General features: G+C 53.0%; 34 protein-coding genes. 14 read left to right on the top strand and 20 right to left on the bottom strand.

The features are described 5' to 3' along the window. Positions 1-72: 72 nt before the first annotated feature. Positions 73-714 (top strand): helix-turn-helix domain-containing protein, encoded by a 642-nt coding sequence (locus SynBIOSU31_RS08345; protein WP_186489125.1) that lies wholly within the window; start codon positions 73-75, stop codon positions 712-714. A gap of 182 nt (positions 715-896) precedes the next feature. Then, positions 897-1,472 carry a ferritin gene (locus tag SynBIOSU31_RS08350; protein ID WP_255477168.1) on the top strand — a complete coding sequence of 192 codons (576 nt, stop codon included), beginning with the start codon at positions 897-899 and terminating at the stop codon, positions 1,470-1,472. A gap of 290 nt (positions 1,473-1,762) precedes the next feature. Here SynBIOSU31_RS08350 and SynBIOSU31_RS08355 read toward each other — a convergent pair whose 3' ends face one another. Next, entirely contained in the window at positions 1,763-2,368 is a 606-nt protein-coding gene (locus tag SynBIOSU31_RS08355; RefSeq protein WP_186489127.1) for a Crp/Fnr family transcriptional regulator, read from the bottom strand. A gap of 656 nt (positions 2,369-3,024) precedes the next feature. Here SynBIOSU31_RS08355 and SynBIOSU31_RS08360 point away from each other — a divergent pair. Further along, positions 3,025-3,228: a hypothetical protein gene (locus SynBIOSU31_RS08360; RefSeq protein WP_186489129.1), complete on the top strand. Its 204-nt coding sequence runs from the start codon at positions 3,025-3,027 to the stop codon at positions 3,226-3,228. Between the two features lie 192 nt (positions 3,229-3,420). On the opposite strand, the gene SynBIOSU31_RS08365 is transcribed toward SynBIOSU31_RS08360, so the two are convergent. From SynBIOSU31_RS08365 to SynBIOSU31_RS08395, 7 genes are read right to left on the bottom strand one after another with little or no spacing between them, the layout of a single operon-like run. Further along, complete coding sequence (locus tag SynBIOSU31_RS08365; protein WP_186489130.1) at positions 3,421-4,551, bottom strand: hypothetical protein; 1,131 nt, start codon at positions 4,549-4,551, stop codon at positions 3,421-3,423. A gap of 49 nt (positions 4,552-4,600) precedes the next feature. Continuing rightward, positions 4,601-5,494, bottom strand: a complete 894-nt coding sequence (locus SynBIOSU31_RS08370; protein WP_186489132.1) for a metal ABC transporter substrate-binding protein — start codon at positions 5,492-5,494, stop codon at positions 4,601-4,603. A 52-nt stretch (positions 5,495-5,546) separates the two neighbouring features. After that, the gene (locus tag SynBIOSU31_RS08375; protein ID WP_186489134.1) at positions 5,547-6,338 is read right to left on the bottom strand and encodes a metal ABC transporter permease; all 792 of its coding nucleotides are present in this window, start codon (positions 6,336-6,338) and stop codon (positions 5,547-5,549) included. After that, positions 6,331-7,032, bottom strand: coding sequence for a metal ABC transporter ATP-binding protein (locus SynBIOSU31_RS08380; RefSeq protein WP_186489135.1), 702 nt, complete (start codon positions 7,030-7,032; stop codon positions 6,331-6,333). Before SynBIOSU31_RS08380 ends, SynBIOSU31_RS08375 begins: the two co-directional genes overlap by 8 nt. A 27-nt stretch (positions 7,033-7,059) precedes the next feature. Further along, positions 7,060-8,445 (bottom strand): hypothetical protein, encoded by a 1,386-nt coding sequence (locus tag SynBIOSU31_RS08385; protein WP_186489136.1) that lies wholly within the window; start codon positions 8,443-8,445, stop codon positions 7,060-7,062. Then, complete coding sequence (locus SynBIOSU31_RS08390) at positions 8,442-9,131, bottom strand: TIGR03943 family putative permease subunit (RefSeq protein WP_186492940.1); 690 nt, start codon at positions 9,129-9,131, stop codon at positions 8,442-8,444. The genes SynBIOSU31_RS08385 and SynBIOSU31_RS08390 overlap by 4 nt, the downstream gene beginning before the upstream one ends. A 16-nt stretch (positions 9,132-9,147) precedes the next feature. Further along, positions 9,148-10,107, bottom strand: coding sequence for a permease (locus SynBIOSU31_RS08395; RefSeq protein ID WP_186489137.1), 960 nt, complete (start codon positions 10,105-10,107; stop codon positions 9,148-9,150). 168 nt (positions 10,108-10,275) lie between these two features. On the opposite strand from SynBIOSU31_RS08395, the gene SynBIOSU31_RS08400 reads away from it, so the two are divergent. Continuing rightward, positions 10,276-10,764 carry a hypothetical protein gene (locus SynBIOSU31_RS08400; protein ID WP_186489138.1) on the top strand — a complete coding sequence of 163 codons (489 nt, stop codon included), beginning with the start codon at positions 10,276-10,278 and terminating at the stop codon, positions 10,762-10,764. A 55-nt stretch (positions 10,765-10,819) separates the two neighbouring features. Here the strand turns inward: SynBIOSU31_RS08400 and SynBIOSU31_RS08405 are convergent, their stop codons facing one another. From SynBIOSU31_RS08405 to SynBIOSU31_RS08430, 6 genes are all read right to left on the bottom strand, one after another. Continuing rightward, positions 10,820-11,092 (bottom strand): DUF3721 domain-containing protein, encoded by a 273-nt coding sequence (locus SynBIOSU31_RS08405; RefSeq protein ID WP_186489139.1) that lies wholly within the window; start codon positions 11,090-11,092, stop codon positions 10,820-10,822. 72 nt (positions 11,093-11,164) lie between these two features. Next, positions 11,165-11,749, bottom strand: a complete 585-nt coding sequence (locus SynBIOSU31_RS08410; protein WP_186489140.1) for a hypothetical protein — start codon at positions 11,747-11,749, stop codon at positions 11,165-11,167. A gap of 64 nt (positions 11,750-11,813) precedes the next feature. After that, positions 11,814-12,608, bottom strand: a complete 795-nt coding sequence (locus SynBIOSU31_RS08415) for a metal ABC transporter permease (RefSeq protein ID WP_186492941.1) — start codon at positions 12,606-12,608, stop codon at positions 11,814-11,816. A 102-nt stretch (positions 12,609-12,710) separates the two neighbouring features. Further along, positions 12,711-13,451 carry a metal ABC transporter ATP-binding protein gene (locus SynBIOSU31_RS08420; protein ID WP_186492942.1) on the bottom strand — a complete coding sequence of 247 codons (741 nt, stop codon included), beginning with the start codon at positions 13,449-13,451 and terminating at the stop codon, positions 12,711-12,713. Between the two features lie 2 nt (positions 13,452-13,453). Then, positions 13,454-14,350 carry a metal ABC transporter substrate-binding protein gene (locus tag SynBIOSU31_RS08425; RefSeq protein ID WP_255477448.1) on the bottom strand — a complete coding sequence of 299 codons (897 nt, stop codon included), beginning with the start codon at positions 14,348-14,350 and terminating at the stop codon, positions 13,454-13,456. Positions 14,351-15,224: 874 nt separating this feature from the next. After that, positions 15,225-15,410 carry a DUF2256 domain-containing protein gene (locus SynBIOSU31_RS08430; RefSeq protein WP_186489141.1) on the bottom strand — a complete coding sequence of 62 codons (186 nt, stop codon included), beginning with the start codon at positions 15,408-15,410 and terminating at the stop codon, positions 15,225-15,227. Between the two features lie 295 nt (positions 15,411-15,705). Between SynBIOSU31_RS08430 and SynBIOSU31_RS08435 the strand changes: the two genes are divergently transcribed. Beyond that, positions 15,706-15,936 (top strand): hypothetical protein, encoded by a 231-nt coding sequence (locus SynBIOSU31_RS08435; RefSeq protein ID WP_186489142.1) that lies wholly within the window; start codon positions 15,706-15,708, stop codon positions 15,934-15,936. Positions 15,937-16,275: 339 nt separating this feature from the next. On the opposite strand, the gene SynBIOSU31_RS08440 is transcribed toward SynBIOSU31_RS08435, so the two are convergent. Beyond that, entirely contained in the window at positions 16,276-16,482 is a 207-nt protein-coding gene (locus tag SynBIOSU31_RS08440) for a hypothetical protein (protein ID WP_186489144.1), read from the bottom strand. Positions 16,483-16,813: 331 nt separating this feature from the next. Between SynBIOSU31_RS08440 and SynBIOSU31_RS08445 the strand changes: the two genes are divergently transcribed. Continuing rightward, positions 16,814-17,083: a DUF3104 domain-containing protein gene (locus tag SynBIOSU31_RS08445; protein WP_186489146.1), complete on the top strand. Its 270-nt coding sequence runs from the start codon at positions 16,814-16,816 to the stop codon at positions 17,081-17,083. A 364-nt stretch (positions 17,084-17,447) separates the two neighbouring features. Here SynBIOSU31_RS08445 and SynBIOSU31_RS08450 read toward each other — a convergent pair whose 3' ends face one another. The 3 genes from SynBIOSU31_RS08450 to SynBIOSU31_RS08460 form a co-directional block, all read right to left on the bottom strand. Next, positions 17,448-17,792 carry a hypothetical protein gene (locus SynBIOSU31_RS08450; RefSeq protein ID WP_186489148.1) on the bottom strand — a complete coding sequence of 115 codons (345 nt, stop codon included), beginning with the start codon at positions 17,790-17,792 and terminating at the stop codon, positions 17,448-17,450. A gap of 430 nt (positions 17,793-18,222) precedes the next feature. Further along, complete coding sequence (locus SynBIOSU31_RS08455; protein ID WP_186489150.1) at positions 18,223-18,564, bottom strand: hypothetical protein; 342 nt, start codon at positions 18,562-18,564, stop codon at positions 18,223-18,225. 25 nt (positions 18,565-18,589) lie between these two features. Beyond that, positions 18,590-18,796: a hypothetical protein gene (locus SynBIOSU31_RS08460; RefSeq protein WP_186489151.1), complete on the bottom strand. Its 207-nt coding sequence runs from the start codon at positions 18,794-18,796 to the stop codon at positions 18,590-18,592. Positions 18,797-19,184: 388 nt separating this feature from the next. Between SynBIOSU31_RS08460 and SynBIOSU31_RS08465 the strand changes: the two genes are divergently transcribed. Continuing rightward, entirely contained in the window at positions 19,185-19,646 is a 462-nt protein-coding gene (locus SynBIOSU31_RS08465) for a hypothetical protein (protein ID WP_186489153.1), read from the top strand. A gap of 66 nt (positions 19,647-19,712) precedes the next feature. Continuing rightward, positions 19,713-19,907 (top strand): hypothetical protein, encoded by a 195-nt coding sequence (locus SynBIOSU31_RS08470; RefSeq protein ID WP_186489155.1) that lies wholly within the window; start codon positions 19,713-19,715, stop codon positions 19,905-19,907. 605 nt (positions 19,908-20,512) lie between these two features. On the opposite strand, the gene SynBIOSU31_RS08475 is transcribed toward SynBIOSU31_RS08470, so the two are convergent. Next, entirely contained in the window at positions 20,513-20,941 is a 429-nt protein-coding gene (locus SynBIOSU31_RS08475; RefSeq protein WP_186489157.1) for a hypothetical protein, read from the bottom strand. Between the two features lie 794 nt (positions 20,942-21,735). Between SynBIOSU31_RS08475 and SynBIOSU31_RS08480 the strand changes: the two genes are divergently transcribed. The 3 genes from SynBIOSU31_RS08480 to SynBIOSU31_RS08490 all read left to right on the top strand — a co-directional run bounded on the left by SynBIOSU31_RS08480 (position 21,736) and on the right by SynBIOSU31_RS08490 (position 23,771). Beyond that, positions 21,736-22,026: a hypothetical protein gene (locus tag SynBIOSU31_RS08480; RefSeq protein ID WP_186489159.1), complete on the top strand. Its 291-nt coding sequence runs from the start codon at positions 21,736-21,738 to the stop codon at positions 22,024-22,026. Positions 22,027-22,342: 316 nt separating this feature from the next. After that, on the top strand, positions 22,343-22,597 hold the full coding sequence (locus tag SynBIOSU31_RS08485; RefSeq protein WP_186489161.1) for a hypothetical protein: 255 nt from the start codon (positions 22,343-22,345) through the stop codon (positions 22,595-22,597). A gap of 85 nt (positions 22,598-22,682) precedes the next feature. Further along, the gene (locus SynBIOSU31_RS08490) at positions 22,683-23,771 is read left to right on the top strand and encodes a hypothetical protein (RefSeq protein WP_186489163.1); all 1,089 of its coding nucleotides are present in this window, start codon (positions 22,683-22,685) and stop codon (positions 23,769-23,771) included. Between the two features lie 182 nt (positions 23,772-23,953). On the opposite strand, the gene SynBIOSU31_RS08495 is transcribed toward SynBIOSU31_RS08490, so the two are convergent. Further along, complete coding sequence (locus SynBIOSU31_RS08495; protein ID WP_370593613.1) at positions 23,954-24,400, bottom strand: hypothetical protein; 447 nt, start codon at positions 24,398-24,400, stop codon at positions 23,954-23,956. Between the two features lie 4 nt (positions 24,401-24,404). Here SynBIOSU31_RS08495 and SynBIOSU31_RS08500 point away from each other — a divergent pair, with 4 nt between their 5' ends. The 3 genes from SynBIOSU31_RS08500 to SynBIOSU31_RS08510 are packed head-to-tail and all read left to right on the top strand — an operon-like array spanning position 24,405 to position 25,463. Then, positions 24,405-24,644, top strand: coding sequence for a hypothetical protein (locus SynBIOSU31_RS08500; protein WP_186489164.1), 240 nt, complete (start codon positions 24,405-24,407; stop codon positions 24,642-24,644). A gap of 20 nt (positions 24,645-24,664) precedes the next feature. After that, on the top strand, positions 24,665-24,964 hold the full coding sequence (locus tag SynBIOSU31_RS08505; RefSeq protein ID WP_186492945.1) for a hypothetical protein: 300 nt from the start codon (positions 24,665-24,667) through the stop codon (positions 24,962-24,964). After that, positions 24,954-25,463, top strand: a complete 510-nt coding sequence (locus SynBIOSU31_RS08510; RefSeq protein WP_186489165.1) for a DUF924 family protein — start codon at positions 24,954-24,956, stop codon at positions 25,461-25,463. Before SynBIOSU31_RS08505 ends, SynBIOSU31_RS08510 begins: the two co-directional genes overlap by 11 nt. Positions 25,464-25,975: the final 512 nt, after the last annotated feature.

Here is a 25,975-nt window from a genome sequence, read left to right on the forward strand (position 1 = left end):
ATAGGCACGCTTGCACTGTTATAACCACAGCAATCCAAGGTGCATTCCTGAATCGCTGCACCAGCAACCGATATGGCGCAGGCCGAAGAAAATTTATCAAAACTGGCCACATCGGTTATTACGCTAAAAAAATCAAGCCAACACAGGATTATCACGAACGACAGTAAAAACAGAAACCTTCAACTTAACGTAGTGGATGGTTTTATTCGGCTTTTCTGTGTCAACGAAAGCAAGAATAATTCAACTGAATCTACACTGGCGTTAATCCACTCTGGAACAGTCAGTTCATTTTCTTGGAACAATCACCGCAGACTGATGATTGAAGCCCTAGAAGCATCTAAAGTTGAATTCAACCCAAAAGAGCGACCCATCAATACCCACCATTTCCTGGAAAACTGGATGCTCGACCTCTACGAAATCAAGCAGCCAGCTGACAGCTTGGAACGATTGATCAAACTCTTCTTGCTGCTGGCCAAATCAAATAATGACCAGGATCGCACCCCTAGACAAACCCTAATTTCGGGTCTGTCGCACCGACGCATCGGCGAAATCATCAGCAGCACCAGACCGACAATCAGTAGACACCTTGGATGGATGCAACGTCAGAAACTCATCGAGGTAGATATCACAACAAAAACAATGCGACTCAACCTTGTTCAACTGCAAGCCAAGCAGGATGAGCTTTTCGCTCAACCGCGCCCGCACTTGCACTGACCGCCTTTCCATTTCGAGCACTTGGACTTTTTACAACCTTTCTTTTTCTGAGGCTGATGAACCGTCACGATCCAAGCTGCTGAGAATGCATCTCATTATACAGCGTTGATCAATCAAGACACCAGCACCAATCGAAAGACTCGACAACCCATGTACATTTGATACATAGGTAGCTTGTTTTCATGCAAACGGATCCCTCACAGCACGTTCAACTGCAGGTCGGCCCTTCAGGTCGAGCCATGGCGGAGTCAATGGACCCGGCGCTGCTGGAGGGGTTTCAGGCGCACTTCAACATGGAGCGTCAGGCCCATGCGACATATTTTGGCGCTGCTATCTGGATGGGGGAACGAGAATTACGCGGCTTCTCCAATCACTTCATGGATGAGGCAAAAGGAGAACAAGAGCACGCAGCGAAGGTTGCTGACTACCTGATCGCACGCGCACAATCACCCGAACTACAGGCTCTCGAAGCTCCTGATCAATCCTGGGGATCGATCATCGACGTGATGAGCACAGCCTTTCTGACGGAACGAGACGTGACGACATCACTCCAACAATTACTAATGGCTGCAGAACAAGTCTGTGACACACGCAGCACTGTGTTTCTTGAAGCGATGGTGGAGGCACAAATCAAAGCCGAACATGAAGCCGCTCATCTGCTCGGACGAACAAAGTTCGCTGACGGTCAGGCTGCTGCAGTGTTAGTCATTGACAACGAACTGATAGAGGGTGTCGCGCACCCTGCCCAGCTTCAGTAATCAGTTCACCGAAGATCGGATTTTCGCGACTGCCCGCCTGGCGACTTCACTGGCAAAATCCAATGCCAAGGGATCCAGAACGGACTCGCGATCCATTCCTGCAATCAGCTTCTGAAGCTGCTTGAGATGTGCTGTTAGCTGACACTGCTCAGAGCGCAATCGCTTAAGAAGTGTCTGATTCAGGCAAAAATTGCACTGTTGGTGGATCTGAAGACTCCGCCTAGAGCAACGCTCTGCATCACGACAGAGCGTTGCCAGGAGATTGCTGCTCTGGCAGTGGATCACAACCATCAGAGATGGGTCAGGGGAGCGGTGCTGATCATGTCGATTGAGAAGTTCATGGTGAATTCACCACCCGAACAGTTCATCGGATCCACATTCCTCCACTTAGAGACCTGACGGGTCGTGGTGACGCGCGTGGCTCCGATCAGCTCTCCAAGTCGGTCATGGGTGAGGCGAAAAGGCAACTGGAAGCAATCGCTGCATCGCTTGCCAAGACGATTGACCAACAGCGAGAAGAGAGCATGAAGTCTTTGCTCGGCCTGTCCGAGGTGACGGATGCGCAAAAGCTGCAACGTCCACTCATTCACTGCATCCATACCGACTTCATCGTCAGATGAAACGCTGCGAGCCAGGCGAAGATCAGTGAGGGCTTCCACGCAGATGCCTTCGCTACAGAGGCGGTCAGTCCTCAGGCGATCTCCAGCCTGAAGGAAAGCCAGAGTCATGCCCTCTGTTTCTTCACAGGGGCAGTACACACGGCAAAAGCCTTCATGGACCTCAAGAATGCTGCCTTGGCCAGCAGAAGCCGGGTCGATCAACACGGTCTGGTGACGAGGCATCGTCATCAATGCCACGGGAGCATCGGGAAGAAACCGGTAAGCCGAAAGAGTCATGGACGGATAACGTCCTGCTATTGAGAATCGATCTCGACTCTAGAAGCAAAACTGGCCTTCATGCAAGCGATTCTCAGAAGCAGTAGGAGGTTCCTTTGAGCCATTTGCTACGAAGAGGCCCAACAAGACGTGATCTGCGAGGTACGAATGGCACTTGCGCAACCGACCAGATCCCACTGGACAGCTACAAACACCGCGATTCGAGCGATCCCTGCAACGTTGCAGGAAAGGGGCATCGAAGCCAAGCCAGACACTGCCGATGGGCCGTAGTACCTCTTCACAAACGAGCCTCACGCGTCTGCAAATCACCATCAACAGGTACGCGAACTCACTTGCAGCTCACCGTTGCAAGAACAGTCAGCCTCCTGAGGAGCGATCCTCATCAGAACTTGAGCCCTGCCTGACCCGCTGCTAAGCACTGACGCTCCATGCACCGACGCTCCATGCACCGACGCTCCATGCACTGAAGCTTTCATGCACTGAAGCTTCCATGCACTGACGACGCCAACACAAAAGAAGGGGCAATCAACAAAGAAGGAATCCACACATTTGATACCAAAACAGCACAGAGGTGCATTTCGCTACGTACGAATGTTGAGCATGAATCCAGAAGCATTCGTTCATACAAGTAGACATTCCGCACCGAATCCAGCTCGATGGATCTGCCGGAACAATGCCATCACGGATGCCGCAAAGCACAGGCAGTTGCACTACAGAACTGGTGCATGGGTCGGCTCTCTAAGCTCACACTTCAGGGACGTGAAAATGATGCCCGAGCTTTGACGCAAGAGCACCTTGAAATATTGATTAAAGTCGATATCAGTAAAATTATGTGGATGCAAATCAAGAAATTTAACTAAAATTGCGTACAAAATCAAGCAAAAACAAGTATTCAAATTCAAACGATTATGCCTATTAAGTTATCTCTGAGCAGGACTTGAGTTTAGGCCTAAAACTGATCTGACCGTTACGCTTGACTAATACGATGTCAGTCAAGAATGCTGCAATTCAACGTTGTCTGCACAAGTGAAGTGCAGACAACGTTCGGCAGATCAGAACGAGAAGGTCACACCAGTTCCGATGTGATGATTCCAACCCTTGCCACCCTCAGAGCCCCAGTCTTCGGAGCTATAGACAGGTTCCCAGTGCGCGAAGAGCGCAATGGTGTCTGTAATTGGGTATTCCAGCTCAAGCTCTCCGCCCCAATCGGTGCGAGAGGAAAGACCTGAGTAGCTACCGGGTGAATAGAAACGCGGACCAGCCGAAAGCGTGATATTTAGCAGGTCAACATTGAAACCAAAACCAGGCCAAAGATCGGTGTAATTACCGATATAGGTGCCATCAGATTCCCAACCAGTCCTGTTTTCAACGGAGATGAAAACGCCATCAATCACATCTTCCAGGCCATCACCCAGCGCGAAATTTACATCGCCGTCACCAAAGGCGTACGTGACATTGACGCCCACTTCGTTCTTCAGGCCTTCACCGAATTCCTCACCCTCACCTGTCACGTAGTAGGGCATCCAGGCAACCTGGAAAGCCCACTTTTCATTGGGTTGGTAGCGGGCAGCTAAGTAGCCCCTGACATCAGTCCGCTTAAAGGGTGCACCTGATCCATGTGCATGATCATCGTGCGCGCCGTGATCATCGTGGTCGTCATGATCAGCATGGTCGTCATGATCTTCATCGCCATGATCGTCGTGGCCATGATCATCGTGGTCATCATGATCTTCATCACCATGATCGTCGTGGCCATGATCATCATGGTCGTCATGGTCACCGTGATCATCATGGTCTTCATGGTCACCGTGATCGCCATCGCCATGGTCATCGGAGCCATGGGCGTGAACCACGCCGTAGAAGTGTTCCGCCTCTCCGTAAACAGCAGAAGGTCCGATGGAACCTTCAATGGCAAACACTCCGTTGTTGGGCAATCCCCATTCGAAGACATAACCAAACTGGCCATCAATGGCGTAGTGCTCAGGCTTGCCATCGAGGTTGGTTTCCATTCCTCCATGACCCTCAATGGTGATCACTGGAGTGACACGGAATTCACCGGCCGGCACTTGTTCACCACCACCATGTCCGCCGTGGGCATGGACCCCACGAATTGCAGCATCACCGGCTAGCAATAAAGCAAGTGCCGAGGCGGCATTCAAAAACGAAAGACGAGAAAAGATCATCAGATCAAAAATTCAGAAATCCAAAAATTCAGAAAAGAGTGAAAATCAATCAGCGAATTGAGGCCCAACGCTCCTGAAGCTGAGCTGCGCCGTTTTCATCACAACGTCCGCCCTGGGCAACAACGAACGTGCAGATGTTGCCAGTGGCTGTTTGCACAAGACTTTTCCCTGGAGCCTGGCCGTCTGCAAACAAGGGCTTGCTGGCAAGCGGGACGCCACTGGCTTTGCTGATCCGGCGCATGGTCTTGGACGGGGGCAGCGCCTCGGGGAAAATCACCTTGGTTCCGGATTTTTTGATCGCCTTACTGATGGAACTCAGACTGGAAGGGCGCATGCGACCGCCAGTGGCATATTCATCAATAACGGGAAGTTCGCGAATGCCGAACCGACGCGCCAGAAAGGAATAGGCACGATGGCCCGTGATCAGAACCCTCTGTTCAGCGGGGACTGTCTTGATCTGCTGGCCGGTCCAGGTTCCGAGCGAATTGAGCACTGAATCCATAGCAGCGCGGCGCTGATCAATCGCTGCGTTCTGACTTCCGTTGAACACAGGCTTGAGCTTGGTCGCAACCACATTGGTCATCGATGCCGCAATTGCGGGGTCATGCCAAAGATGCGGGTCATTCAAGGGATTGCTGGGAACAGCAATTTCACCCACGGAGACCACCGGTCCACCAGCTTTGACGCCCTTGAGAGCAGGTGTGAGGTTGTAGCCATTCAGCACAACAAGCTTGGCCTTACTGAGATTGCTGCGATCAGCAGGCCTCAGAGCCATGGTGTGCGGGTCTGTCCCCGGCGGGATCAGGCAAATCACACGGGCCTGATCAGACACCAGCTTCTTGGTGATGTCGCAGAGAACGCCGTCAACTGCAACAACCGTTGGGGTTGAAGAGGCAGCTGCTAGCAGGGTTCCTGCTGCTGCTGTGAGAAGAGAGAAGGCCAACTTGTGACAAATGATCTCCGGAAACGATAATCATTCTCACTACGAATGCAAGTCAAGCTGCATTGGCTGGTCGCAAGCTGGGCAGGCATAGCAGAACCATGCACACAACTCCGATGAGGGGGCCAGGGGGCAGATTCAGGGGAAGAGCCAAGAGGAAACCCACCGCGCTGAGGGCCAGGCCCACCAACGCGGACTGAAGCATCGCGGCACGCAGACTGGTGACCCGCCAAAGACCTGGAAGCACGGGAGCACAGAGCAAGCCAATCACCAAAATCACTCCAACAGCTGACATGGCACTGACGATCACCATGGAGGTGACCAAAGACTGAACGAGTTGCAGAGCTCTCACTGGAAGGCCGGAGGCCTGAGCCCCCTCTGGATCAACACCCAGAAACACAAGCTGTCGGTAGCGAGTCAGCAGCAACACCGCCATCGCGGCGGCAGCCACAAAAACCCTGTATAGGTCTGACCAGTCAACGATCAGCAAATCGCCAAACAGGAGAGCCTCAAGATCAAGACGAATATTCAAGACTGGAATCAGCAGCACACCAAAGCCAAGGAAACCGGCAAGCACGGTGTTAATCACCGCTTCCTGGCCAGCCGGTTGCCCCCGCTGAAGCCGCTCGGCTGCCATGGACCCCAGCAAACCGCTCATCACCCCGCCGATGGCTGGGTCAACCCCGCATGCCACGGCAATGGCAACACCGGGAAGCACGGCATGGGAAATCAGATTGGCTTGCAGAACACGTCTCTGGGTGACCAACAACGTGCCCGTCACCGGGCAGAGCACACCCACAAGCAATGCCATTAGCAGTGGAACCAGCCACAGATCAAGTTCAGTCATGGCATGACTCCCTCGGAGCGATAGTGCTGCCGAGCATCCAACGCACCTGCTGCGGAGGACCATCCGCAAGGACACGACCATCCAGCACGATTACTCGGTCATAAAGATCAAGAGCCGAACCCCAGTCATGGTTGCTCACCAGCAGTGTCTGCCCTGCATCGGCCAGTTGACGCATCAGGGCAATCAACTGTTCTCGTGACGGAGGATCAATCGCGGCGCAGGGTTCATCCAGCAACAGAACCCGAGATGGCTGCACCAGTGTGCGTGCCAGCAAGGCCCGTTGCTGTTGACCTCCAGACAGTGCATCCAGCCGACGGTTCGCCAACATTTCCAAGCCAACACGTTGCAAAGCCGCTTCCCGATCGCAACAACCAAATGAACTGTTGTTCATCGCTCCAAGAGCCACGAACTCGCGCACGGTGATGGGGAAAGACCAGTCGATCCGACCACGCTGCGGCATCAGCACCACCCGGTCACGACAGCTCTGAATCGGCATCCCGTCGCAAGCAACCATCCCCGCCGAAGGCAGCAATCGGCCCTGGAGTAAGTGCAGCAACGTGGATTTACCCGCCCCGTTGGCTCCAACCAGTGCAGTGAGCGTTCCGGCTTCCAGGGTCAGCGAGACATCATCAAGAACAACTCGGTTGCCATAAGCGACCGACAGACCTTGTGCAACGAGGGGGGGCACCCTCATGGGCCATGAGAACGATTCTCGATCAACCTATCCAGACGGATCCGAAAAGTCAGTCAAGACACCTCCGGCCGGCAGCCAACGCGCCAGCACCGCCGGTTGCTCGAGCACCTCGATGCCGAGGGTAATGCCGGAAATCAAAGCTATACGTCCATGATCGGCAGCAGGCTTCTGAACCACGGTGAGAAGTTGATCACTCACTGGGTCGTAGTCGAGTTCCGACCCAGAGCTCAAGCGCCACGGTCCCAGAGAGCGTCGACGAATCTCTTGCCCCTCGCTGTCGAGCTGCAACAGCACGTCCTCAGTGCGCAGTCCGGCTTCCCGCAGCACCAGCCAGAGTCGTTCGCCGCCGTTATCGCAGGCCGCTGCCATCACCCCGGCCTCACCCAGCCAGACCTGCTGCGGAGGCCGGGCTGGAATCACTAGCTCCAGCGATCGGCGGTAGTCAGGCCAGTGGCGCACCAGCAAAGCGCGACCGGAGCCAGAGCAGAAGGCCTTCACCTCCCGACTTCCTGGAAGCGACTGCCTTGACCCTCCATCCAATGAGGGGTTGAGGGGCAGCAACTCCAAACCGTCGTAGGACGGCAACACCAGTCCGTTTCCATCGGGCAACAAACGCAGAGGGCCGCTGGCCTTCAGATCCAAAAACCGTCGTGCTTTCCCTTCGGACTGAATCCAGACGCGATCACTGTCTGGTGCAAACCCCCCGAGCTGAACCAGCAATTCTCCGCGTTGATTGCTGCTCAGGTGAGCAAACAGCAAAGTTCCCGAGTTTCCGGATTCCAGCTCTTCAAGGCTGCCCAGCACCGGATCACCAAGACCTTGCTCACGGATGCTCAGAGCCTGCTGATCCAATTGACGCAGCAGCACTCGCTGCCGAGCCTCACTGTCATCACTGACCAGTGCGACTCCAGCGCCATTCCCCAGTGGTTCAATCTGCAGGATGCGTTGCTGCGCCGGCGCAAGCGACTGCCATCGTCCATCTCGCTGGCGCAGCATCAACCGTTCTCCATCGCCGCTGGGCACCACCGCAAGCAGATGTGGTCTGGGGTTCCACCAGACCAACTGCGCCTTGAGTGGCAACTGCCTCAGATCCTGGCCAAGCAGTTCCAGGCGCAGAGGTCCGGCGATCGGTGGGCCGGGGTTTACCAGTAGCCGCAGACGATCCTGTCGACCGAACCAGCGATGAGCACGATCAGGCGCCAGTGAACTAGCTGCGACAGTGGCGCGGTCCATCGGCCTGCTGAAGCTGACATCCAGCGCAGCGGCTCCAGAACGAAGCGGCTGAATGGCCACGGACTGAAGCCGAGGTGGTCGTCGCAACAGAATCTGCTGCTGCACAACAGCCAGTCCAGCCAGAGCCGCAAGGCATCCGAGTAACAGCCGCGGCCGTGCCGATGGAGCCGACAAGGTCATGGTTCGAGCGGGCGCTCAGGCCTTGGAATCAAGGTCACACGGGTCGGCTTCACCACATTGACCGGAACCCCCTTGCGCTCCTTCACAGTCATGGTTCCCTCAATCGCGAACCACTGATCCACCTTTGGATCGGCTTCATCGGGCCAGTCCACGGGCAGGCCGGCGGGCGTGGCATCTGCGAGGCAGCAGCGCACCGTCAAGCGGGCAAGCTGCAATGGTTCCCCGGGTCGATCCAAAACAAAGCCACTAATTCGCACTGGATCTCCGGCATGCAACTCCGGATCAGGCTGACTGCGAAGCAAACGGACCCACTCCGTCAGCGTGCGCTGCTCCGGAGGCAGGAAAAAGCTCAGACTCGGTGCCGTTGGAAGACTATCCGGACGACTGGCAGCAAGGTCACTGAATGATGGTTGGGGAGGCAGAAGCAAAATCAACAAAGCCACCAGTGCAGACAACAGCCAACCGACAGGCGCCAAAGGCAGGCGTCGCCGGCCAACGAACCGCAGCTGGATCAGTCCAACCACCATCAGGACCACACCGGCAACGGCTACTACCGGATGAAAAGCTGCATTCAGCAGTAGATCCAACCGCGAGGACAGACTGCTCCAGACCAGAACCCAACCCCAAAGTGTGACCACCAGAGGGGGCAGAACAGCGGCCCGACGTAGCTGTCGCAAGCTTCTCATCGGAAAGGACACCACATCAGAGCTGAATCAGATTCACCCACTGGCCGATCAGCAGAACCATCAAAGATGCAGACAGCGCTGTGATTGCAATGGCTCGAGGAGTGAGCAGAACGGTGAACAATCCGGCCAGTTTGAGATCAACAACCGGCCCCAGCAACAAAAAAGCCAGCAACGCTCCCGGCGTGACCTGGGCAGCAAAGCCAAGTGCAAGGAAAGCATCAACACTTGAACACACCGAGACCACCAGCGCCAGCAGCATCAACGCAAGGACCGAGAGCGTCGGAGCACTTCCCAGCGCCAGCAACCAACTGCGCGGCAGCCAGGTCTGAACCACAGCGGCCAGAGCACTGCCGAGCACCAGCAATGTGAGCAGGCTGAGGAATTCCCGGGTGCTGTGGGAGAGAAGCTCACGGGGAAGAAGAGCTTGGGATTGGGCCTGCATCGCAGGCTTGACCGGACCTGCACCGACCAGTCCTGTACGCCGCTCCAACAACCCGATGCTGGTTAGGGGCTGACTGAGCCTGCGCTCTTCCAGCAGTGCACCCTGAAGCAGGCGGGATTCAGGAATCAGCCCCAGCAGAGCACTCAGCGCAAGTGCAATCACAAAAGCCCCAGCAGGCCGGGCCCAAAGCAACCAGGTCTTATCGGGAAATGCCGCCCAAGTGCTGGCCAAAACGATGGGGTTCAGAACCGGCGCAGCGAAAAGGAAACCGAATCCCGTACCGAGCGGTGCGCCGCTGGCCAGTAGGCGGCGAGCCACTGGAACGTTGCCGCATTCACAGGCCGGGAGCGCAAACCCAAGCAAGGCTCCAACGATTGGCGCGAGCAGGGGATTGCGTGGCAGCCGATGAACCCAGGCCGACTGGGGGACCAACCAGCGAGCGAGGCCAGCGATGGTGACCCCCAGCATCAAAAAAGGGAGTGCCTCGATCAGCAGGCCTTGGAAGATGGCCCAGGCTGTGGCAAGACGCGTCATTCAGCCCAGGGCAATGAAGCCACAACCGTGATGGGTGCGCAGATCAACGTAGGGATCATCAGCAGCAATGTCGACATCACTCTGATTTGCAGATCAGTCATCTGGGGAGAACAGACAGCTGTTGGCATCACAACTAACGTCTGAAAAGAGACGTCGTCTTGGGAATTCATGGTGCGCCTCTCGCTGCAATGGGTCCTGAATCTGCTGTTAGCAGCCACCGTCCTTTGGGCTCCCGGAGAGGCCATGGCCTGCATTCCTGGTTTGCAGTGGGGAATGGACAGCTCAACCGTTGAACAGCGTCTGGAGATTTCTCTTGAATCAGCCCGATCTCTGGACACGGATTCGTCGGCCATTTATCGCGTCAGCAACCAGCACATCGGTGACTTTCCCGTTGAACAGCTGGATCTGCGCTTCGGCAACCAAGGACTGGAACAACTGGTGTATAGCTTGCCCAGCGATGCGATGACTGAGGTGCTCGCAGGGCTCAGAACTCGTTATGGGTCACCGGTCAGTACAACGATCAAACACACAGACCAGGCCCCTCAACAGGTCTGGATCTGGACTACAGAAGATGACTGCATCACGGCGGTTAGAGCCGAAGATCAGAAATTTTTGCTCAGCTACCGACCAAGCCGGATCAGGCCATCATTACTTTGATGACCTGAAGCGACTAGCGAGATCAGTTGGCAAGGCCGATCAGTTGACAAGCTGATCAGTGGCCATGGGATGAACAAGGCATCCATTGATTGCCCATCTTGTGAGCCCCCTTGCAATCGAATCCTGGTGCCGCGGCCTCAGCCTCAGCTTTGGTGTTGAAGATGGTTTGTTTGCCCTGGGCCGTACTGGTGGACTGACCAGAAACGAGGGTGCCGGTGTGGTCGTCGCCTGGGACATGGTGGGCCCGGGCCGATTGTGCTCCCACGAGCGTGAGTGCGGCCAGTGCGGCCAGGGAACCCCGAACGACGGATCGGTTGGAGAGGAGCATCAGGCTGGACAACGCAGATGTGTTTGTTCCATTCTCCAACATCAGCCCAGCCATTGGCACCCCCTTTACGAACTAACGGGCATCAAATGGTGCGGACGAGTGATGCAGCACGATGCGAACATCACCATTCATTTCACGGATGAAGGTCCAGGTCTTCTCAGGCTCTGCGGTCTGCCCATTGGAGTCGGTGAGGATCACCTGACCCATGGTGTTCGCAGTGTTACCAAACAACTGCACCACATAGTTCTTGAACTCACATTTGACCCAGTGCCGATAGGTCGTGAATCCAAGCTTCTTGTCCCTGTATAAGTCAATTGTGGGATCAGGACCCACGAAGTATGCGATTGCACCCTCGCGGGTGGTTCGGAAGGTCTCGTCACCGACCGCGTAGGTGGGCTTGAAAGCGATCGGCCCGAAGTCAAAGGCATAAGCCGTATCGATCACGGCCTCAGCCTTGGCTTTGCCGGCCTCATAGCCGCCTTTCTGATAGGCGTCACTGATCGCAAGCACAGCATCACACCAACCACGCGCAGTTTGATTCACCTCAGCTTCAGTGATTGCTGTGCTGAAGACCTCTATGACAGGTTTGGAGTGGACCTGTGCACCTACCAAAGATGTGGCAGCAACAGCCGCAGCAGCAACTGATGTACGGAGCATGAATGACATTGAAGGGATTCTTCTAAGTAGTAGGTAGCTCAATACCGGGATAAGAACACGATCCTCAGGCCGACGGGCGACACAAGATTCCATGACGCGGCGCCAGCAGAAATGCCAGTAGAAAAAGACCTGTCTGAACGAGAACAATGCAGCCTGCCGTGGAGCTATCAGTCCAATAGCTGAGATAGACGCCCAGAAGACTTGAGAGCACACTGCTGCCGATCGCCAGCCAGGTCATGCGATCGAAGCGATCAGTAAGCAGATAGGCCGTGGCGCCGGGGGTCACCAACATGGCCACCACAAGAATGATGCCAACGGTCTGCAGTCCGGCGACCGCGGCAAGCGAGAGCACCGACAGCAGCAGGTAGTGGAGCAGACCGGTGTTGATACCGATCGAGCGGGCATGGGTGGGATCAAAACAGAACAGCAGCAGATCACGGCGGAACAGCAACAGCAACGCCACAACGACAAGGCAGATCATCCAGGTCTGCTGGATATCAGCCGCGGAGATCCCCAGCACGTTTCCAAACAAGATCTGGGTGAGATCAATATTGCTACGCGTCTTCGACACCAGCACCAAACCAAGAGCGAAGAAGCCTGTAAACACAAGGCCGATCACCGTGTCTTCCTTGATGCGCGACTTCTGCTTCACGAATCCGATGGTGGCCACCGATCCCACACCGAACACAAAAGCCCCCAAAGAGAAAGGCAACCCCAGGGCATAGGCCAACACCACTCCGGGAAGAACGGCATGGGAGACGGCATCACCCATCAGGGCCCATCCCTTGAGCGTCATGTAGCAGGAGAGCAGACCGCAAACTCCACCGACCAGTGCACTGATTAACAGCGCCCGCACCATGAAGTCGTGACGGAGAGGCTCCAACAAGAAGTCAGGCAAAGGTGAACTCCTTCTGATCTCGGCAGTGTTTCAAGAAAAAGGTTGTCTTGCAGACCATGACATTCACTGGGTCTGCCCCCGAAGCACATCTGGTGGAAGACCGCCAAATGCCATCGAAAGGTTTTCGGGAGTGAAGACCTCGGATGTTTCTCCGTAGGCCAGCACGGTCTTGTTGATCAGCACCACCAGATCGCAGAAATCACGCACGTGGCTGAGATCGTGGGTCGAGATCAGAATCGAGCAAGACTGTTTGCGCAATTGCAGAAACAGCTCTGCCATGAGCTTCTCGGTACGCACATCCACGCCGTTGAAGGGTTCATCAAGAAGCAGCACAGATGCTCTCTGAGCAATCGCCCTGGCCAGAAAAGCTCGCTTGCGCTGACCACCTGACAGGACAGAAAGGGGGCGATCCTTGAGATCCAGCAGTTCCACACGCTCGAGAGCATTACGCACCGCCAGGCGGTCGGACTGACGAGGGATCCGCAACAGGTTCATCGAGCCATAGCGGCCCATCATCACCACATCCCAGACAGAAACAGGGAAATCGCAATCAATGCCCTCGCTCTGGGGCACATAAGCCACAGCCTGCTCTCGCTGAGCTTCAGACACTTTGAGCCCGTTGATGCGGATCATTCCACGGGACGGACGAACAAAGCCTGTGAGTGCCTTAAACAGTGTGGTTTTGCCGGCTCCATTCATCCCAACCATTCCGCAGATACAGCCAGCAGGAAGCGTCAGAGAGGCGTCATAAAGCGCGACGGAGCCGTTGTAATCGACACAGAGCTGATCGGCTGCGATCCGAATTGTCATGGCTTTGGATCGGCGGCGGAACCCAGCCCTGCTCGAATGAGTTTCACATTGTGGCGCTGCAAATCAAGAAGGGTGGCGGCAGGACCGTTGCTATCCGATAAGGAATCGACATAAAAGCTGCCACCAAAACGACTCCCAGAAGCTCTTGCCACCTCGCGCTGGGCCTTGTCACTGACCGTGGTTTCACAGAACACCACTGGAACTTCATCGCGCTTAACCCGCTCAATCAATCGGCCCATACGTCGTGGTGAGATCTGACTCTCTGCGTTGACGGGCCAGAGATAGGCCTCTTCAAGGTCATAGTCACGCGCCAGATAGCTGAAGGCGCCTTCACAGGTCACCAGTAGGCGTTGGCCAGCAGGCAAGACCTGCAGGGTGTTTTGGAGCTCCACATCCAGCGCCTGAAGCTCCCCTTTGTAAGCCTCTGCATTGTCCTCGTATTGCTGCGCACCTTCAGGATCCAGTGACGAAAAAGCCTCAACAAGCCGATCAACGTAGAGCTGGGCCGTCTTCGGAGACATCCAAGCATGCGGGTTGGGGCGACCGGCATAGGCATCTTCACCAATCAGCATCGGTTCAATGCCATCGGTGAGCGTCACTGTGGGCACATCTCCAGCCGCGTCAGTGAAACGCCTGGCCCAGAGCTCAAGACCCAGGCCGTTTTCAACGATCAGGTCGGCACCTGCAGCACGCTCGATATCGCTGGGAGTGAATTCATATCCATGGATCTCCGCACCGGGCTTGGTAATGGACTCCACCTGCAGCCTGTCGCCTGCAACATTGCGGGCCATATCAGCAAGGATCGTGAAGGTGGTCAGAACCTTGGGGCGGCTGTCTTGAGCCGAACGAGACTCTCCACGACTGTGCTTTGAAGTACCGGACGACTTTGAGATATCCAGCCGTGTCGGACTGCTGCAAGCCGTCGTGATCAAGAGAGAACCGATGCAGGCAGCAATGAGAGGCAGGCTTCGCTTCAGCAAAACAGAATCACCAATACCACAATCACTCCTAAAGACTAAGGAATGAGATGAACCTCAGGCAAAGACCAGCAAAATCTCAAGACCCCGCCCATTCGTCGCAGACCTATACGCAGACTCAACAGAAGCAATCATGGGTATTGACGATCGGAGCCAAATGATCAACGAGTTTTCTTCACTGAAAACGAAGGCTTAGGTCATTCTGTGTTCTGCTTATCTAAGGATATTCACGATCATTGTATCAAAAAATCGTCCTGACTGGTGATCCGTAACAGCAAAACATGGCACTGAACTCGACAAAAACAAGCTCAAGCTATTGAGAATAGAGTCATGCTTTACATGTCACTTCTATATTACCAAGACAAGCAACAATGAGCATAATCGCGCAGTACATGATCAACATCGTCGAAAGAATTAGAAGACAGACAATCTCCAACACAGGGAATAAAGATGCATTTCAGTGAAGATCAATCTTCCTGAGAAATGTTGGAATACGACAACTGAGACCAATCGATCCAGCTGAGACCCGCTTGCGGTTTCGCTCACGAAGCATCAAAGACTGAACAATTCACTCCACATGTAGCGGCATAAACCTGTAGCAACGCCACACGAGAGCTGAATGGCAATACTCCGACCACGCAACCCGTCTTTGACACCAGATCTGGGGCTTGCGCAAAAGCACACACCAGACCTATTGGTAGAGGGGTGAATGGGAAGCAGCCATCGCTGCTGGAATCCCATTCCAGGGCCGGGTGTTGGGGACTTCAATCTCCGGCTTCAAATTCCCCGATCAATGATCGGGGAATTTTTTTTGGCGCCTGCAGCGTTCAGAGCAATAACGCACCTCATCCCAAACGTCCTTCCACTTTTTACGCCACTGAAACGGCCTGCCACAGACTGGACAGATTTTCGTCGGGCGATCACGACGGCGTGTCCCAGACGCAACGCTGACCTGCCCCGTTCGCTGTCTACCCATCTACACGAAAAGCACTGAAATCGTCGAGGGCACAAAACTAGAGCAACTGCTGATCCATCAGAGACCTGAACTCATCAGATCAGAACAAGCGCGACGACTAAACCAAGACCATCGCCGACATCATCACCGCAAGGGATGGAAAGGATCGGGGCGGTCCAGTTAATTCTTTAGGAAAAATAAATACCTATTTGAGATTTAAGAAGCTGCGTGCCTGTAATCCTGCACTGGTCATAGTTTGAACACCTTCAGCTTCTAACGTGATATGGCTTTGCATCATTCAGCTCCATCCTGCTTCATGCACTGGAGCGTTCAGCGCGTCACCAACAACCTGTTCTCGGTATCGGCAACCAGCGATGGCCTCGATTACACCCATGTCGGCAATTACCGATCTGTGGAAGATGCAAATCGCGCTGGGCGACGCTTTGTTTCAGCCAAAGCTCATGATCAAGGCCACAACACACCTGAAAGAGCAGAAGCAAAGATCCATCAGCAACGCCATCTAGCCAGTAGTGCTATGGAAGGTTAATCAAGGGATCTCTAGCTTCGACTTCAGGGCTGAGAAGCAACTCGAAAGTGGAAAGGAAAAACATAAACAATTGGAGGAACATTTCAGCAACAAACCTCATGCTTTGATAGCGGGCATCCATGAAGCAGGAGAGATAATGCACTTCACCAAATGACGACAGAGTGAGATACGGCATTGACTTGCCATGACAAGGCCCAAAGATCAAAGCAAATAAATTGCTTCTTAAAATAGAGCACCAAGAAGCAAAAACCTTCCCGGGATTATAGATTAAGCAATGATCAATTAAATCACAAAAAAATTGGCTATTAATTTGGAGGGTTGCAGCACATTTTCTAAAGGTCAAGCCAGTTCTGGAGGACGTTCAGGAATAGCAAGTGACCTTTCTTGAGTGACTCGTTGCTGTAGACAGCTAAAGCGTTCATCCTTATCAAGGACAGAAAACCAGCGGCGCTTTCCTCCGACAACAATGAATTCCTTAGGACTAGTGGGTGTCTCGTTGGCCATGGATTTGTCTGATTGTCGAGCCATCGCAAGCCCAGCGTTCATTCTGAAGAAGCTAACGAAGCCTTGATTGCCATGACGATCAAATCAGCTCTTTTTCAGCCGATTTTAAGAATTCAGCAAGAGTGAGTCATTACTGCTCGTGAACATGGCAAGAGCGATACTCTGAGCAGCAAACGAACAGCAGTCCTTATTGAAGCTTGAACTCGAATCGCTTCTACAAAGCGATTAATCGTGACAGGCCAGAATTTAAATTTATTGTAGGTATCGACAAAACAAAAAAAATTTCTACAGCAGAGGTTCTGCAGTAGAGCGCTTCCTCGAGGCACCATCCCGCCCAGCCTATTAAACGAAACTAGTGCACCAGGGTTGAAATATGGCATTCGATCACGGGGTTCACAGCTCGCTCGAGTCAGAAAGGCCAGTCTTCCTGGATGTCGCTCCAGGGATGACGGTGATCGTGAAACAGAATCACCAGATTGGCGAAAAGGCTCATAAAGACTGGTGGATGGGGCAAGTGATCCACTGCGGCGGAGCAGCTCATGATCCGAAGATCCACAACCTCTTCCAGATCGCCGAGGTGGACTCGGGAGAGATCCGCTGGGAGAACTCTGATCAAGTAACGCACATCTTTTCCTCGTTCTGAGAGGGACTTTGATCAACCTCTAGGTTCAAAATTTATAGAAACCATTAATTAATACTCTCTCCGCCTTCTAGAGGTTCCACATTCACCAGGAGAAAGACGGCCTGCTCGACAGGCTTTCTGGATCACTTCCCATCGCTTAGTGGGAGTGTTGGCGCCATGACTCTTAAGGAGCACATACACAGCTGGGGTGATCAGACGTTCCTGCAAAAGCTGTTGATTTGTTAGAGCAGATGCTTGAATCCCATGCGGTGAAGTGAGAGCTAGCGACAAACAAAGCGCTTGAAAAGAGGTGTGAGTCATGGGTGATTTATGGGATCTAAACCCCTCGGCTTCTTCAAGATCACAGCCCTTCTGGTGAGACGAACTACACGGCTGTGGTGAGCTTCTGGTGAATGGCTGAGGCCATCTGCCACGCGAGCAAGTTCGTATGGATCACAACGCGCACAAACACAAGTACATCCGCCACAGGACTGTGACACTGTCGTTCACATTGCAAGAGTGTTGGGAATGATCGCTGAGGCGTCCAAGTGATTGTTCTGGTCTTGCTGGTGATCCTGGTGGTGGTTTTCCTGGGCATTGGCAGAGCCTGATCCCACCAGCTAGGGCATTCCCGCGCACCAGCCGAAAGCACATCCCAAGGCATCAGGCGTGATCTCAGCAGACTTCTTGAGCTCCTCAGCAAACGAGCAGCAATCTGCTGGCTGCCCACCAGGGCAAAACCCTTTGATCACAACGGATGGATGAAAAACCGGTCTTGGCATCCATTGCCAAAAAATCACCTTTTCTCGGTGTCCAATGAACCTCCAGTGCTCCACAACCGGCTAACGAGCCCGCTTAAGGTTGAAACAGAACAGGCCACCCATGGTTGAGCTTTACTTAAACGCCAAGCTTCACAGCTGTATGAGCGAGGCAGCCTATCGATCGGTGCTCACACTGAAGGACCTTGATGACCAGGATCTCAAGCTGCGCAAAGACCTACTCAAACAGGTCGATAACGGATCAATCAGGCTTACTTGAACCTGAGAATTTTGAGAGCCTTGTTTCAGGTCAATGACCCACGCTTCTGGAAGTCTCTACTGGGAGTCATTTCGTTGTTCGTGGGCGGTTGGATGGCTTGGTTCATTCTCAATCTATGAGGTTCAGCTCATCAACATCCAAAGCAGCGATACAACAGCCATTCCTAGACCAACACTCAATAGAGCCAGCAGCAACAGACTTCCCCCAGCAAGCCAGAGCAATCGGCGGAATGTCTCGGGAAATAGCAGGTGAAGACTGAGCCCAAGAGCGACAGGCCAAAGGGGAGGAATCAACACACAAATAACAGTGAAGAGACCGAGCTTCAGACGTCGTCGTGAAGTCTGATCCTGCTCGAGTCGGGTCAAGCGCTTGTCATGCTCCATCTTCTCGAGCTCATCGTCACTCAGCCAGCGACCCATTTCGCGAGCACGGGTCAACTCCTGCTCTAACTGCTGAGAAGACATCGAATCAGCCATGCACTGATGCTATTCAGCGATGGTTACGCGTGTCGCTTTTCAACCAGGACCTCTCAAGTGAGGCGCGCGCCTGATCGGGATTGAGTGACTCAAGCCGCTGCTGAGCTTTCAGCTTGGAACGAAACGGACCAGTGAGTCTCCAGAAGCGCAATGCGGAAGCAACCGCCACCACAGCCCAGGCCACCAGGATCCAGCGGGGATCATGCAAGTTCATCGACATCCGTTGGCATGACTAAAAGCGACTGCTTCACCTCGACAGGTGAACGAACGTACGAGCAGTCTGTGACCGAACCGCTGAAGACATGCAAGAGAGCTGAACTTCTTGACGACTTCAAAATTGATGCATCAGGTTGAATGACAGTCAGACGTCAGAGACCCCACAAACTTAACCAGGTCTAGGGAACAGAAGATGACGACGGCGGACCCTGAAGACAACAGTCACTGACTGCAGCGACACAACTGTAGAAAACCAATGCCACTCAAGGGGCATGAGAAGTGTCAGCTCAGGTCGAACCACGAACGCACCCCCCTGGGGGTGCGACAACGCAATAGGACTCAACAGGAGGCCAGAACAGTCAATGAATCGATCCAGAGACTTCACTTCAGTGGTGCAGTCAATCAACGTCACAATGTGTTCAAGCATCAAAGCTGCTCAAACAGATCGAAGACCAAAAGGCTGCTACAACTCCGATTTAACAATCAAAGGGGAACTAAGATCTAGCGACAAGACAGCACATGATCACGTCAATACGATGAAAACTCTTCCAATATTTCTAGCATTAGTGGTTGGCAGCTTGACAGCATGCGACAACAACTATCAGTCAGTCCTAGAGGCCGAGAAAGCATGCGAGGACTGGGCTAGCCGAGGCATTGAATTTACTCTTGAGCCCAATGGATACCTACAAAGCATTGAATACAAGGGTGCAACAACTAATCGATTCTGCGAGAAAAAAGAAATCCAATACATCGGCTATACATTTAGCCTGCCCAACAATGGCAGACCTGTTATTGCCGATGAATTAATGAAGCTCAGAGGAGGTGCAAAGCCCACAGAAAAATTCAGATGGTGAATAAACAGCTTGAACACAGGCTGTAGCCAAACAATCGAGCACAATGGTTGAAACAGCCATCAAGTCATGACGTACGAGCAAGAGATCATCATTAAATGCGCGATCAAGGGAACGATCGGGGGCCTTGACAAAAAGATGACAGCAGAAGAGCTCGATGACTTACTGAATGGCTCACAGGACTGGAAAAAAAACTTAGTGATTGAGGAAATCACGGAAGTTGCAACCATTCATGCAGGGAGGAGACGTCCAGAAATTGAATAGTGTCAAGACAATGCGCCTCGAACAGTTTTAGCACTTCCATTAGAACCCTCAGAGCACGACGACGTTCTCAGCCCAATCGTTGATAGAGGTTGCGATTCGAGCTTCCATGGAACATAACAGCTAAAATTGTATTTGAAATTTAGTTAAGGGCGCTGGCAATCGAACACAGATTCGCAACGATTAGTCAATCAGAAGCGTTTCTATGCTTAACAAGCATCAAAACAGTAGCGATGATTACATCGTGATCGGTAGCAAGCGACGTTGGTTCGAAACACCAACGACATCCAAAGATTCACCAGCGACGCAAGATGCTTATCGTGAACAGACTTCATCAGTCAAGGAAGGCACGATTGACTAACAGGTTGAAGGTTTGCATTCATGGTGTCCGAGCCTTTTGAATGTCTGATCTGTGGCCAATCAGTTGGGGGTTCAATGGAAACATATTGGATTCGCCATGGCCACATGTTCTGTTCGTCCTGCTGGACCGGGGTTCCACCACTGAACGAGACATCACCAGAACAAAGACTTGTCATGCAACGTCGTTTGCTCATGCTGATCAAACACAAGCGTTGCTTCTTGTGAGTAGAAAACATGTCGATAAAAGTTTAGGAAGCAAAAAAGCCTGACTCATCGTAATCTGGTGGGCCAACCAAGAGCACATCGCAATCGCGCTGATTCACTTGAATCACCAAGATTCGTCTCGGGCATTCGTCATAGCCCTTTTTTGCAGTTGAGATTGCCTCAACCAGATCGTCCATCGTTGTGATGGCTCCTCGCTGCAAATCCGATTGAGCCTCTTTCCATAACTGAGCGAATTCCTCTCCCGCCTCCATCAACATCTTGTGCATAGCGTTCTCTGCGCCTCTGTCTTTCGCTAGAGCAATGAACTGCTTCACCAATGGATTCGACATTGCAGACGAGACCTTTAAATGAGTGGAGAGACCCGAAAGGGTCGTCTGCATCACTTCGTTCTGCTGATCGATCACCACGCACTCCGCACTGAGATCGAATGCTGTCCTGCTGCTCAGTCGCATCCAATGCGGCTCTATATCAGTCCAATTGCGCTTCATGAGTTGATTGTGGCTGATCTGACAACGAGAATCCATTGGCACATTTCTCGAATCACTCATCGAGAAATAAGCATTAATCCTTAGTCGTCGAAAAGAAAAATGCGTCCATAGTCAAGGCCCTTAAGGAAACCAATGAAAGGACTTCACTTATCTCTCCCCCTCTTTGGATGCATGGTTGCACTGGCCGTGATGGTGATGACCTTTATGGTGAAAGCAACAGCCTGAAGACAGAGGGGGTCTCCCGTTTGCCAGCCTGCGCTCTCGTTGATCTGACAGCGCCAGAGCCAACAGGCAACTGACAACCGTTGAAGAGTAAAAAAGGGGCATCCCACTGCCCCCCTTGTTGGTAGCGGGATCCCGTCCAAGGAAACTCGCTCAAGCAATAGTAAAGATTTATACAAGGATTCGTGGCTTGAGGCACGGGGGCCTGGCCCAGCAACAACTGGCACAGTGCCACTCGAGTCGCTTCCAAGAGGCATTGAAAAAAGACCACGGAGTAGAACAGAAGACAAACTCCCGCAGAATTTCCAAAACTCCTGCCTTTGGCGGGGATTTCTTTTTAGCTGAGCAGGAGAGCATTCTGGACTCCGATCCTGAGCACGGAAAGCTCATCACGTTGGCCCAGCATTGACCGAAGACAGCGGCAAGCCTGAAGCAAACAAGGCTGCGCGGTCACAGACAATGAAAATGCCGGGAGCGAAACTAATTGTCAATATTTGATGCTAAATTAGAATTACAAAACGCAATCAATCAGGACCATGAGGCTCACGAGAAGGGTTATTATCGGTTCATTGTTTAGCTCTTCGCTTGTACTGCCTGCAGACATCAAAGCTCAGGTCGGCATTGAATACCACAAAGGATATTACATTGGAGCAGTTCATACGGCGTGCGAAATGTATTCAGAAGGCATTATTTCGAGATCAATGGTAAGAGAATTTATCAAATACCTCAAAAAAGGAGATGACAATACTCCTCAAAGAGCAACCAATGAAGCCTTTGCGCTTCTCGCAAATGACCAATCCATTAAAAATTGTCCAGTGCCCCGCTAAAACCTAAAAAAGCAGGACAGTTCGCACCCTGCTTTTTGCAAGCTAAAAACAGCAGCAAACAGGGGGTGGTTATTCACAGGCGAAATCAATCCTCACATTTCAAATGAGGTTATGGAGTGACTATTCGCATGCGTCCATCAATTGCAGCATCGCTTCATCACGCTGAAAAGTTGTGGCCTTTTTGACATACGCCTTGATTGGTGTCGCTAAGCCACCACACTGCTCAGCTCAAAAGCATGATCCCAAAGCTCCCCTATACCTTCCTAGTGAAAGGGCCCGACTGAATCCAGGGTGAAGGGAGAGGTCAGGCATTTCAGTGTTTTCAATACAGCGACTGACAGACAAGGGTTGGCAAACGCAGCAACGGGAGCTCACACTTGACGAAGCCAAGGCCAGTGTGAGTGTCTTGTCAGGTCAATGCCAGAGCGTCTATCGCGTTGTTGATCAGGAATCGTTCGAAATGCAGTGTCTTTGGCGACACGGAACGGTTTTGGTCGATCAATCAGAGGCCCTTGAGCCGCCCATTCATCAGGAGAATCAATCAGCCCCATCCATCACAGCGAAGAACTGAAGCAAGACCAGCTCAACACATTGCTTTAAGAGGGGTCCAACCGATTAAGGTGCCAGCCCTCGGGGCGGGGAACTTGACGCATCAGGTGAACAATCGGGTAGTCGTGATCTGCCGCTCAGACGAAAGCATCTGGCGGCCGAACGGCATCAAGGGAGCCCCTATCGGGTCGTATTCAATCGGAATTGATCCGATCACAAAGAAGATTCGCAGTGAGCGTTCGCCTGAGAGCTGCCTGCACAGCTTCAGCCACAGCGCCAACGGCACGCTGATTGAGTTGTCCAGCGAGGGAGCAGGTGTGATCGCCATCGACACGATCGATCTTCCACTTAGCACGTTGGCGGTGGTGCGACTGATTTCCACACAACAGAACAGCGACATTCACTTAGTGGAAGGGGTGAAAGCTGAGGATCTATCGGCTTACAACTGGAGCCTTGAAGGCAAAGAGAGATTTCAGCTGTTCCGGGAGCCAGAACCACCAGAGCTCTACAGATCCCATCAAGAGGATTTCGATCAGCGGCTGGAACAGGAGTTCGCATCAGCGGTGCAAGCCCTCTCAATTCACATCACTGAAGATGATCAAAAAGTTTTTGATGCCTTCATGACCAGTGCCTGCGCGAACAATCCTGGCTTGTTCTGGGACATTCGCAAAGCTGCAGCTATGTACGCACTACAGGGAAGCTTCAGCAAAAATGATCTATCCCGAATGGTTTATTTGGCGCAAGAAGGAATCGACCCCCAGCAATTGTCATTTGAGTGCACACCTCAACAGTTCATCAAAGCCCTCTTCGATCACTGCAAGCAGACAGCAGAGGCTCTGAGCGATGAGCAGATCTGGGAGGCGCAGACCACTTGCAATCTGCTGACACTGAATCAGCTGATGCCCATCGTGCAGTCCAACTCGACATACAAACCATTTCTGTACCAATGGCTATGGAGACTGAACGGCAAACCGGATCCAAGCCTGATCGAAAACCCTGATCTCTACGAGATCTACAGAGAGGAATTAATTGCCGATCGAGAGAAGATCATGATGGCCTTCGGGATCGATGGAGCCCTTGAAGTCGACTATCGCGATCAGGTGATCAACTCCATGCTTCGTGATGACGGCTGGACCCTGGTGGAGACAGACCGGTTCGAAGAGGAAGAACAACGACGGAGAAGGGGCGAGTTGTAGCCCATCAATGGCATTACCCCTAAATTAGGTTTCCATTGGCTCTGCTCAGCAGACAGACTCTCCTTGGAACGCATTGACGGTCGAGTACTGATTGGTGTGATCGGAGTGTTTCTCCTAGCTGCGGCAGCCTATGAATACTCACTTGTACAGGGATTGGCACCCGCATCCTGAAGCCAACAGATTTATGTCTCAGGGCTGCAGGCATAACTGACGATTCCCCCTTTGCGTTGGCGGAAATCGGGCTGCTCAGGATTCTCGGCCTGCCACCACCACCGACCATCGGTGTAACTGGGAGCCCCAGCATTGTTGGTTCGAGGTAATTGCAGGGTTACACCCCGCCAATTGAGCAGGATCACATCCCCGGGAACGGTGCCGTCCGCAGTGTTAGGGATTGGCTCGTCCATGACACCGAAGGCGTCCCGACCCAACTGAATGGGTTCGGCCGTAAGCCGATCACCGTCACAAATCCAGGCCGCTGACACCGGCAGTCCCGCCGTGATCATGACGATCAACACCAGCAAGACCTGGAACAGACGGCCACCCCAAAGATGTAGCTGTCGCAGAGGGTGATCCACAGCAGCGTCAGGGAAACGACAGGATGACACTGTCGCACCCTCGTGCAGGTTCACTTTGATGCTCCCTCCTTTCGTTCCCTTCTGTCCGATCAGCGCCGCAAAAATTGCAGGGCTCAAAGCCACAGTGACACTGTTATTGATCCTGCTGATCAAATCCAAGCTGCTGCGAGTGAAGATGTCGTTGCTTGGGTCTGTGATCGGACTGATCTTGCTGACAGGATTCCTATTGAGCACGGGGCTGCTCACCTTGGTCGCCGGTGGAGCCGTGGCCTATGGGGTTAACCAAAACAAAGCATGAGTACGGAGTCTTCAGACGAGATGATCCTTCCCAACCGTGATCAGGTTCTTGCCGCATCGGCAGGGTGGGTGGCCGTACTGCTGAATGTGTTGCCAGGGCTCGGTGCGGGTTATCTCTATCAGCGTCGCTGGAAGGCTTACTGGATCACTTCCGCTCTAGCGTCAGCCTGGTTTGCTGCCGGAGCTGTACTTGGACAGGGCGCGACTGCTGATGTCGGAAGTCAGAACCAGCTAATAGGTCTGATCGGACTCCTCTTGCTGGCTGCCGTCACAGCAGTGGAAGCAGGTTTAGCCGTTAAACGGGTCCGCAATGCCAGTTGAGGGACCTCCCCTCGCTGAAAATATCCTTCGCTTCTGGTTCGAAGAATGCAAACCATGGCAATGGTTTCGACGTGACTGCGAATTTGACCGTTCTGTGAGTGAACGATTCAGGTCGCTCACGGAAGACGCTCAAGATGAGAGGTTGATCGACTGGGAAGTCAGCCAAGCGTCGTCTCTGGCACTCGTGTTGTTGCTCGATCAATTCTCTCGACACATTTGGCGTGATCAAGTTCGCGCCTACCAGGGCGATCTCCGTGCACAACGATTGAGCCAAAAAGCACTGGATCAACGTTGGTTGGAGCAGGAGCCTCAGAAGGCGCGTCGACAGTTCTGGTTGATGCCGCTGTTGCACGCTGAATGCCTCGACACAGTGAACAAGGCGATCCCTCTTCTGGAGAGATGGGTTGATGTCGCAACCGCCGATGTTGCACGGCGAAACCGCGGCATGCTTCTCAAGCACGGGCGATACCCCTGGCGAGACACAGCGCTAGGCCGATGATCCATGGCTGAGCAAGGGTTCTGCTGCGATCTTTGTGGGCTTCTGGGGTCTGTCCACTACCGCGTCCGCAGCGAAGTCACAATGGAGTGGAAGCTTGTATGCACAAATTGCTGGACAAGAATTGCTGCTCAACCTGGCTACAGATACGGAGGTACACGCAAGGGCAATCGCCGACGACGAAAGCGGTAAGGCATCAGTTCACCTTCATTCTCTTTCCATTTGAACAAGGCTCAGCTTGCATCAGCACGCTCAAATGGCATGATCAACTCAGTTCGAGATGGATCAGAGGTCGGAGTAATCCGATCTCTTTTTTTGAGAGATTGCCCTTTCGCGTCGAAATCAATAAAAAACCACTGCATCAGCAGTGGTGGGAAATGGCTATCGGATAATCCCCATCACCCGGACCAATACCACAATGCTAGAGATCATCAACTCGAAATAGGTCATCTTGTACACCTTGTGATGAACTTCAAATTCAGTTCACCATCCGCGTAGTTGAATCAAATCATGGC

The organism is Synechococcus sp. BIOS-U3-1, assembly GCF_014279975.1.
Lineage (GTDB): Bacteria > Cyanobacteriota > Cyanobacteriia > PCC-6307 > Cyanobiaceae > Synechococcus_C.

Bases quoted from the DNA above. Each gene is read 5' to 3' on its own strand.
- SynBIOSU31_RS08395 (WP_186489137.1), bottom strand. From the start codon at position 10,107: ATGACGCGTCTTGCCACAGCCTGGGCCATCTTCCAAGGCCTGCTGATC.
- SynBIOSU31_RS08505 (WP_186492945.1), top strand. From the start codon at position 24,665: ATGATCCTTCCCAACCGTGATCAGGTTCTTGCCGCATCGGCAGGGTGG.
- SynBIOSU31_RS08445 (WP_186489146.1), top strand. From the start codon at position 16,814: ATGGCATTCGATCACGGGGTTCACAGCTCGCTCGAGTCAGAAAGGCCA.
- SynBIOSU31_RS08405 (WP_186489139.1), bottom strand. From the start codon at position 11,092: ATGCTCCTCTCCAACCGATCCGTCGTTCGGGGTTCCCTGGCCGCACTG.
- SynBIOSU31_RS08350 (WP_255477168.1), top strand. From the start codon at position 897: ATGCAAACGGATCCCTCACAGCACGTTCAACTGCAGGTCGGCCCTTCA.
- SynBIOSU31_RS08475 (WP_186489157.1), bottom strand. From the start codon at position 20,941: ATGCGACTGAGCAGCAGGACAGCATTCGATCTCAGTGCGGAGTGCGTG.
- SynBIOSU31_RS08360 (WP_186489129.1), top strand. From the start codon at position 3,025: ATGGATCTGCCGGAACAATGCCATCACGGATGCCGCAAAGCACAGGCA.
- SynBIOSU31_RS08385 (WP_186489136.1), bottom strand. From the start codon at position 8,445: ATGACCTTGTCGGCTCCATCGGCACGGCCGCGGCTGTTACTCGGATGC.
- SynBIOSU31_RS08460 (WP_186489151.1), bottom strand. From the start codon at position 18,796: ATGTCGATGAACTTGCATGATCCCCGCTGGATCCTGGTGGCCTGGGCT.
- SynBIOSU31_RS08455 (WP_186489150.1), bottom strand. From the start codon at position 18,564: ATGTCTTCTCAGCAGTTAGAGCAGGAGTTGACCCGTGCTCGCGAAATG.
- SynBIOSU31_RS08355 (WP_186489127.1), bottom strand. From the start codon at position 2,368: ATGACTCTTTCGGCTTACCGGTTTCTTCCCGATGCTCCCGTGGCATTG.
- SynBIOSU31_RS08415 (WP_186492941.1), bottom strand. From the start codon at position 12,608: ATGGTGCGGGCGCTGTTAATCAGTGCACTGGTCGGTGGAGTTTGCGGT.
- SynBIOSU31_RS08375 (WP_186489134.1), bottom strand. From the start codon at position 6,338: ATGACTGAACTTGATCTGTGGCTGGTTCCACTGCTAATGGCATTGCTT.
- SynBIOSU31_RS08440 (WP_186489144.1), bottom strand. From the start codon at position 16,482: ATGAACGCTGGGCTTGCGATGGCTCGACAATCAGACAAATCCATGGCC.
- SynBIOSU31_RS08345 (WP_186489125.1), top strand. From the start codon at position 73: ATGGCGCAGGCCGAAGAAAATTTATCAAAACTGGCCACATCGGTTATT.
- SynBIOSU31_RS08430 (WP_186489141.1), bottom strand. From the start codon at position 15,410: ATGGGTAGACAGCGAACGGGGCAGGTCAGCGTTGCGTCTGGGACACGC.
- SynBIOSU31_RS08400 (WP_186489138.1), top strand. From the start codon at position 10,276: ATGGTGCGCCTCTCGCTGCAATGGGTCCTGAATCTGCTGTTAGCAGCC.
- SynBIOSU31_RS08480 (WP_186489159.1), top strand. From the start codon at position 21,736: ATGAGGCTCACGAGAAGGGTTATTATCGGTTCATTGTTTAGCTCTTCG.
- SynBIOSU31_RS08410 (WP_186489140.1), bottom strand. From the start codon at position 11,749: ATGCTCCGTACATCAGTTGCTGCTGCGGCTGTTGCTGCCACATCTTTG.
- SynBIOSU31_RS08380 (WP_186489135.1), bottom strand. From the start codon at position 7,032: ATGAGGGTGCCCCCCCTCGTTGCACAAGGTCTGTCGGTCGCTTATGGC.
- SynBIOSU31_RS08510 (WP_186489165.1), top strand. From the start codon at position 24,954: ATGCCAGTTGAGGGACCTCCCCTCGCTGAAAATATCCTTCGCTTCTGG.
- SynBIOSU31_RS08435 (WP_186489142.1), top strand. From the start codon at position 15,706: ATGCACTGGAGCGTTCAGCGCGTCACCAACAACCTGTTCTCGGTATCG.
- SynBIOSU31_RS08390 (WP_186492940.1), bottom strand. From the start codon at position 9,131: ATGAGAAGCTTGCGACAGCTACGTCGGGCCGCTGTTCTGCCCCCTCTG.
- SynBIOSU31_RS08500 (WP_186489164.1), top strand. From the start codon at position 24,405: ATGCTCCCTCCTTTCGTTCCCTTCTGTCCGATCAGCGCCGCAAAAATT.
- SynBIOSU31_RS08365 (WP_186489130.1), bottom strand. From the start codon at position 4,551: ATGATCTTTTCTCGTCTTTCGTTTTTGAATGCCGCCTCGGCACTTGCT.
- SynBIOSU31_RS08470 (WP_186489155.1), top strand. From the start codon at position 19,713: ATGACGTACGAGCAAGAGATCATCATTAAATGCGCGATCAAGGGAACG.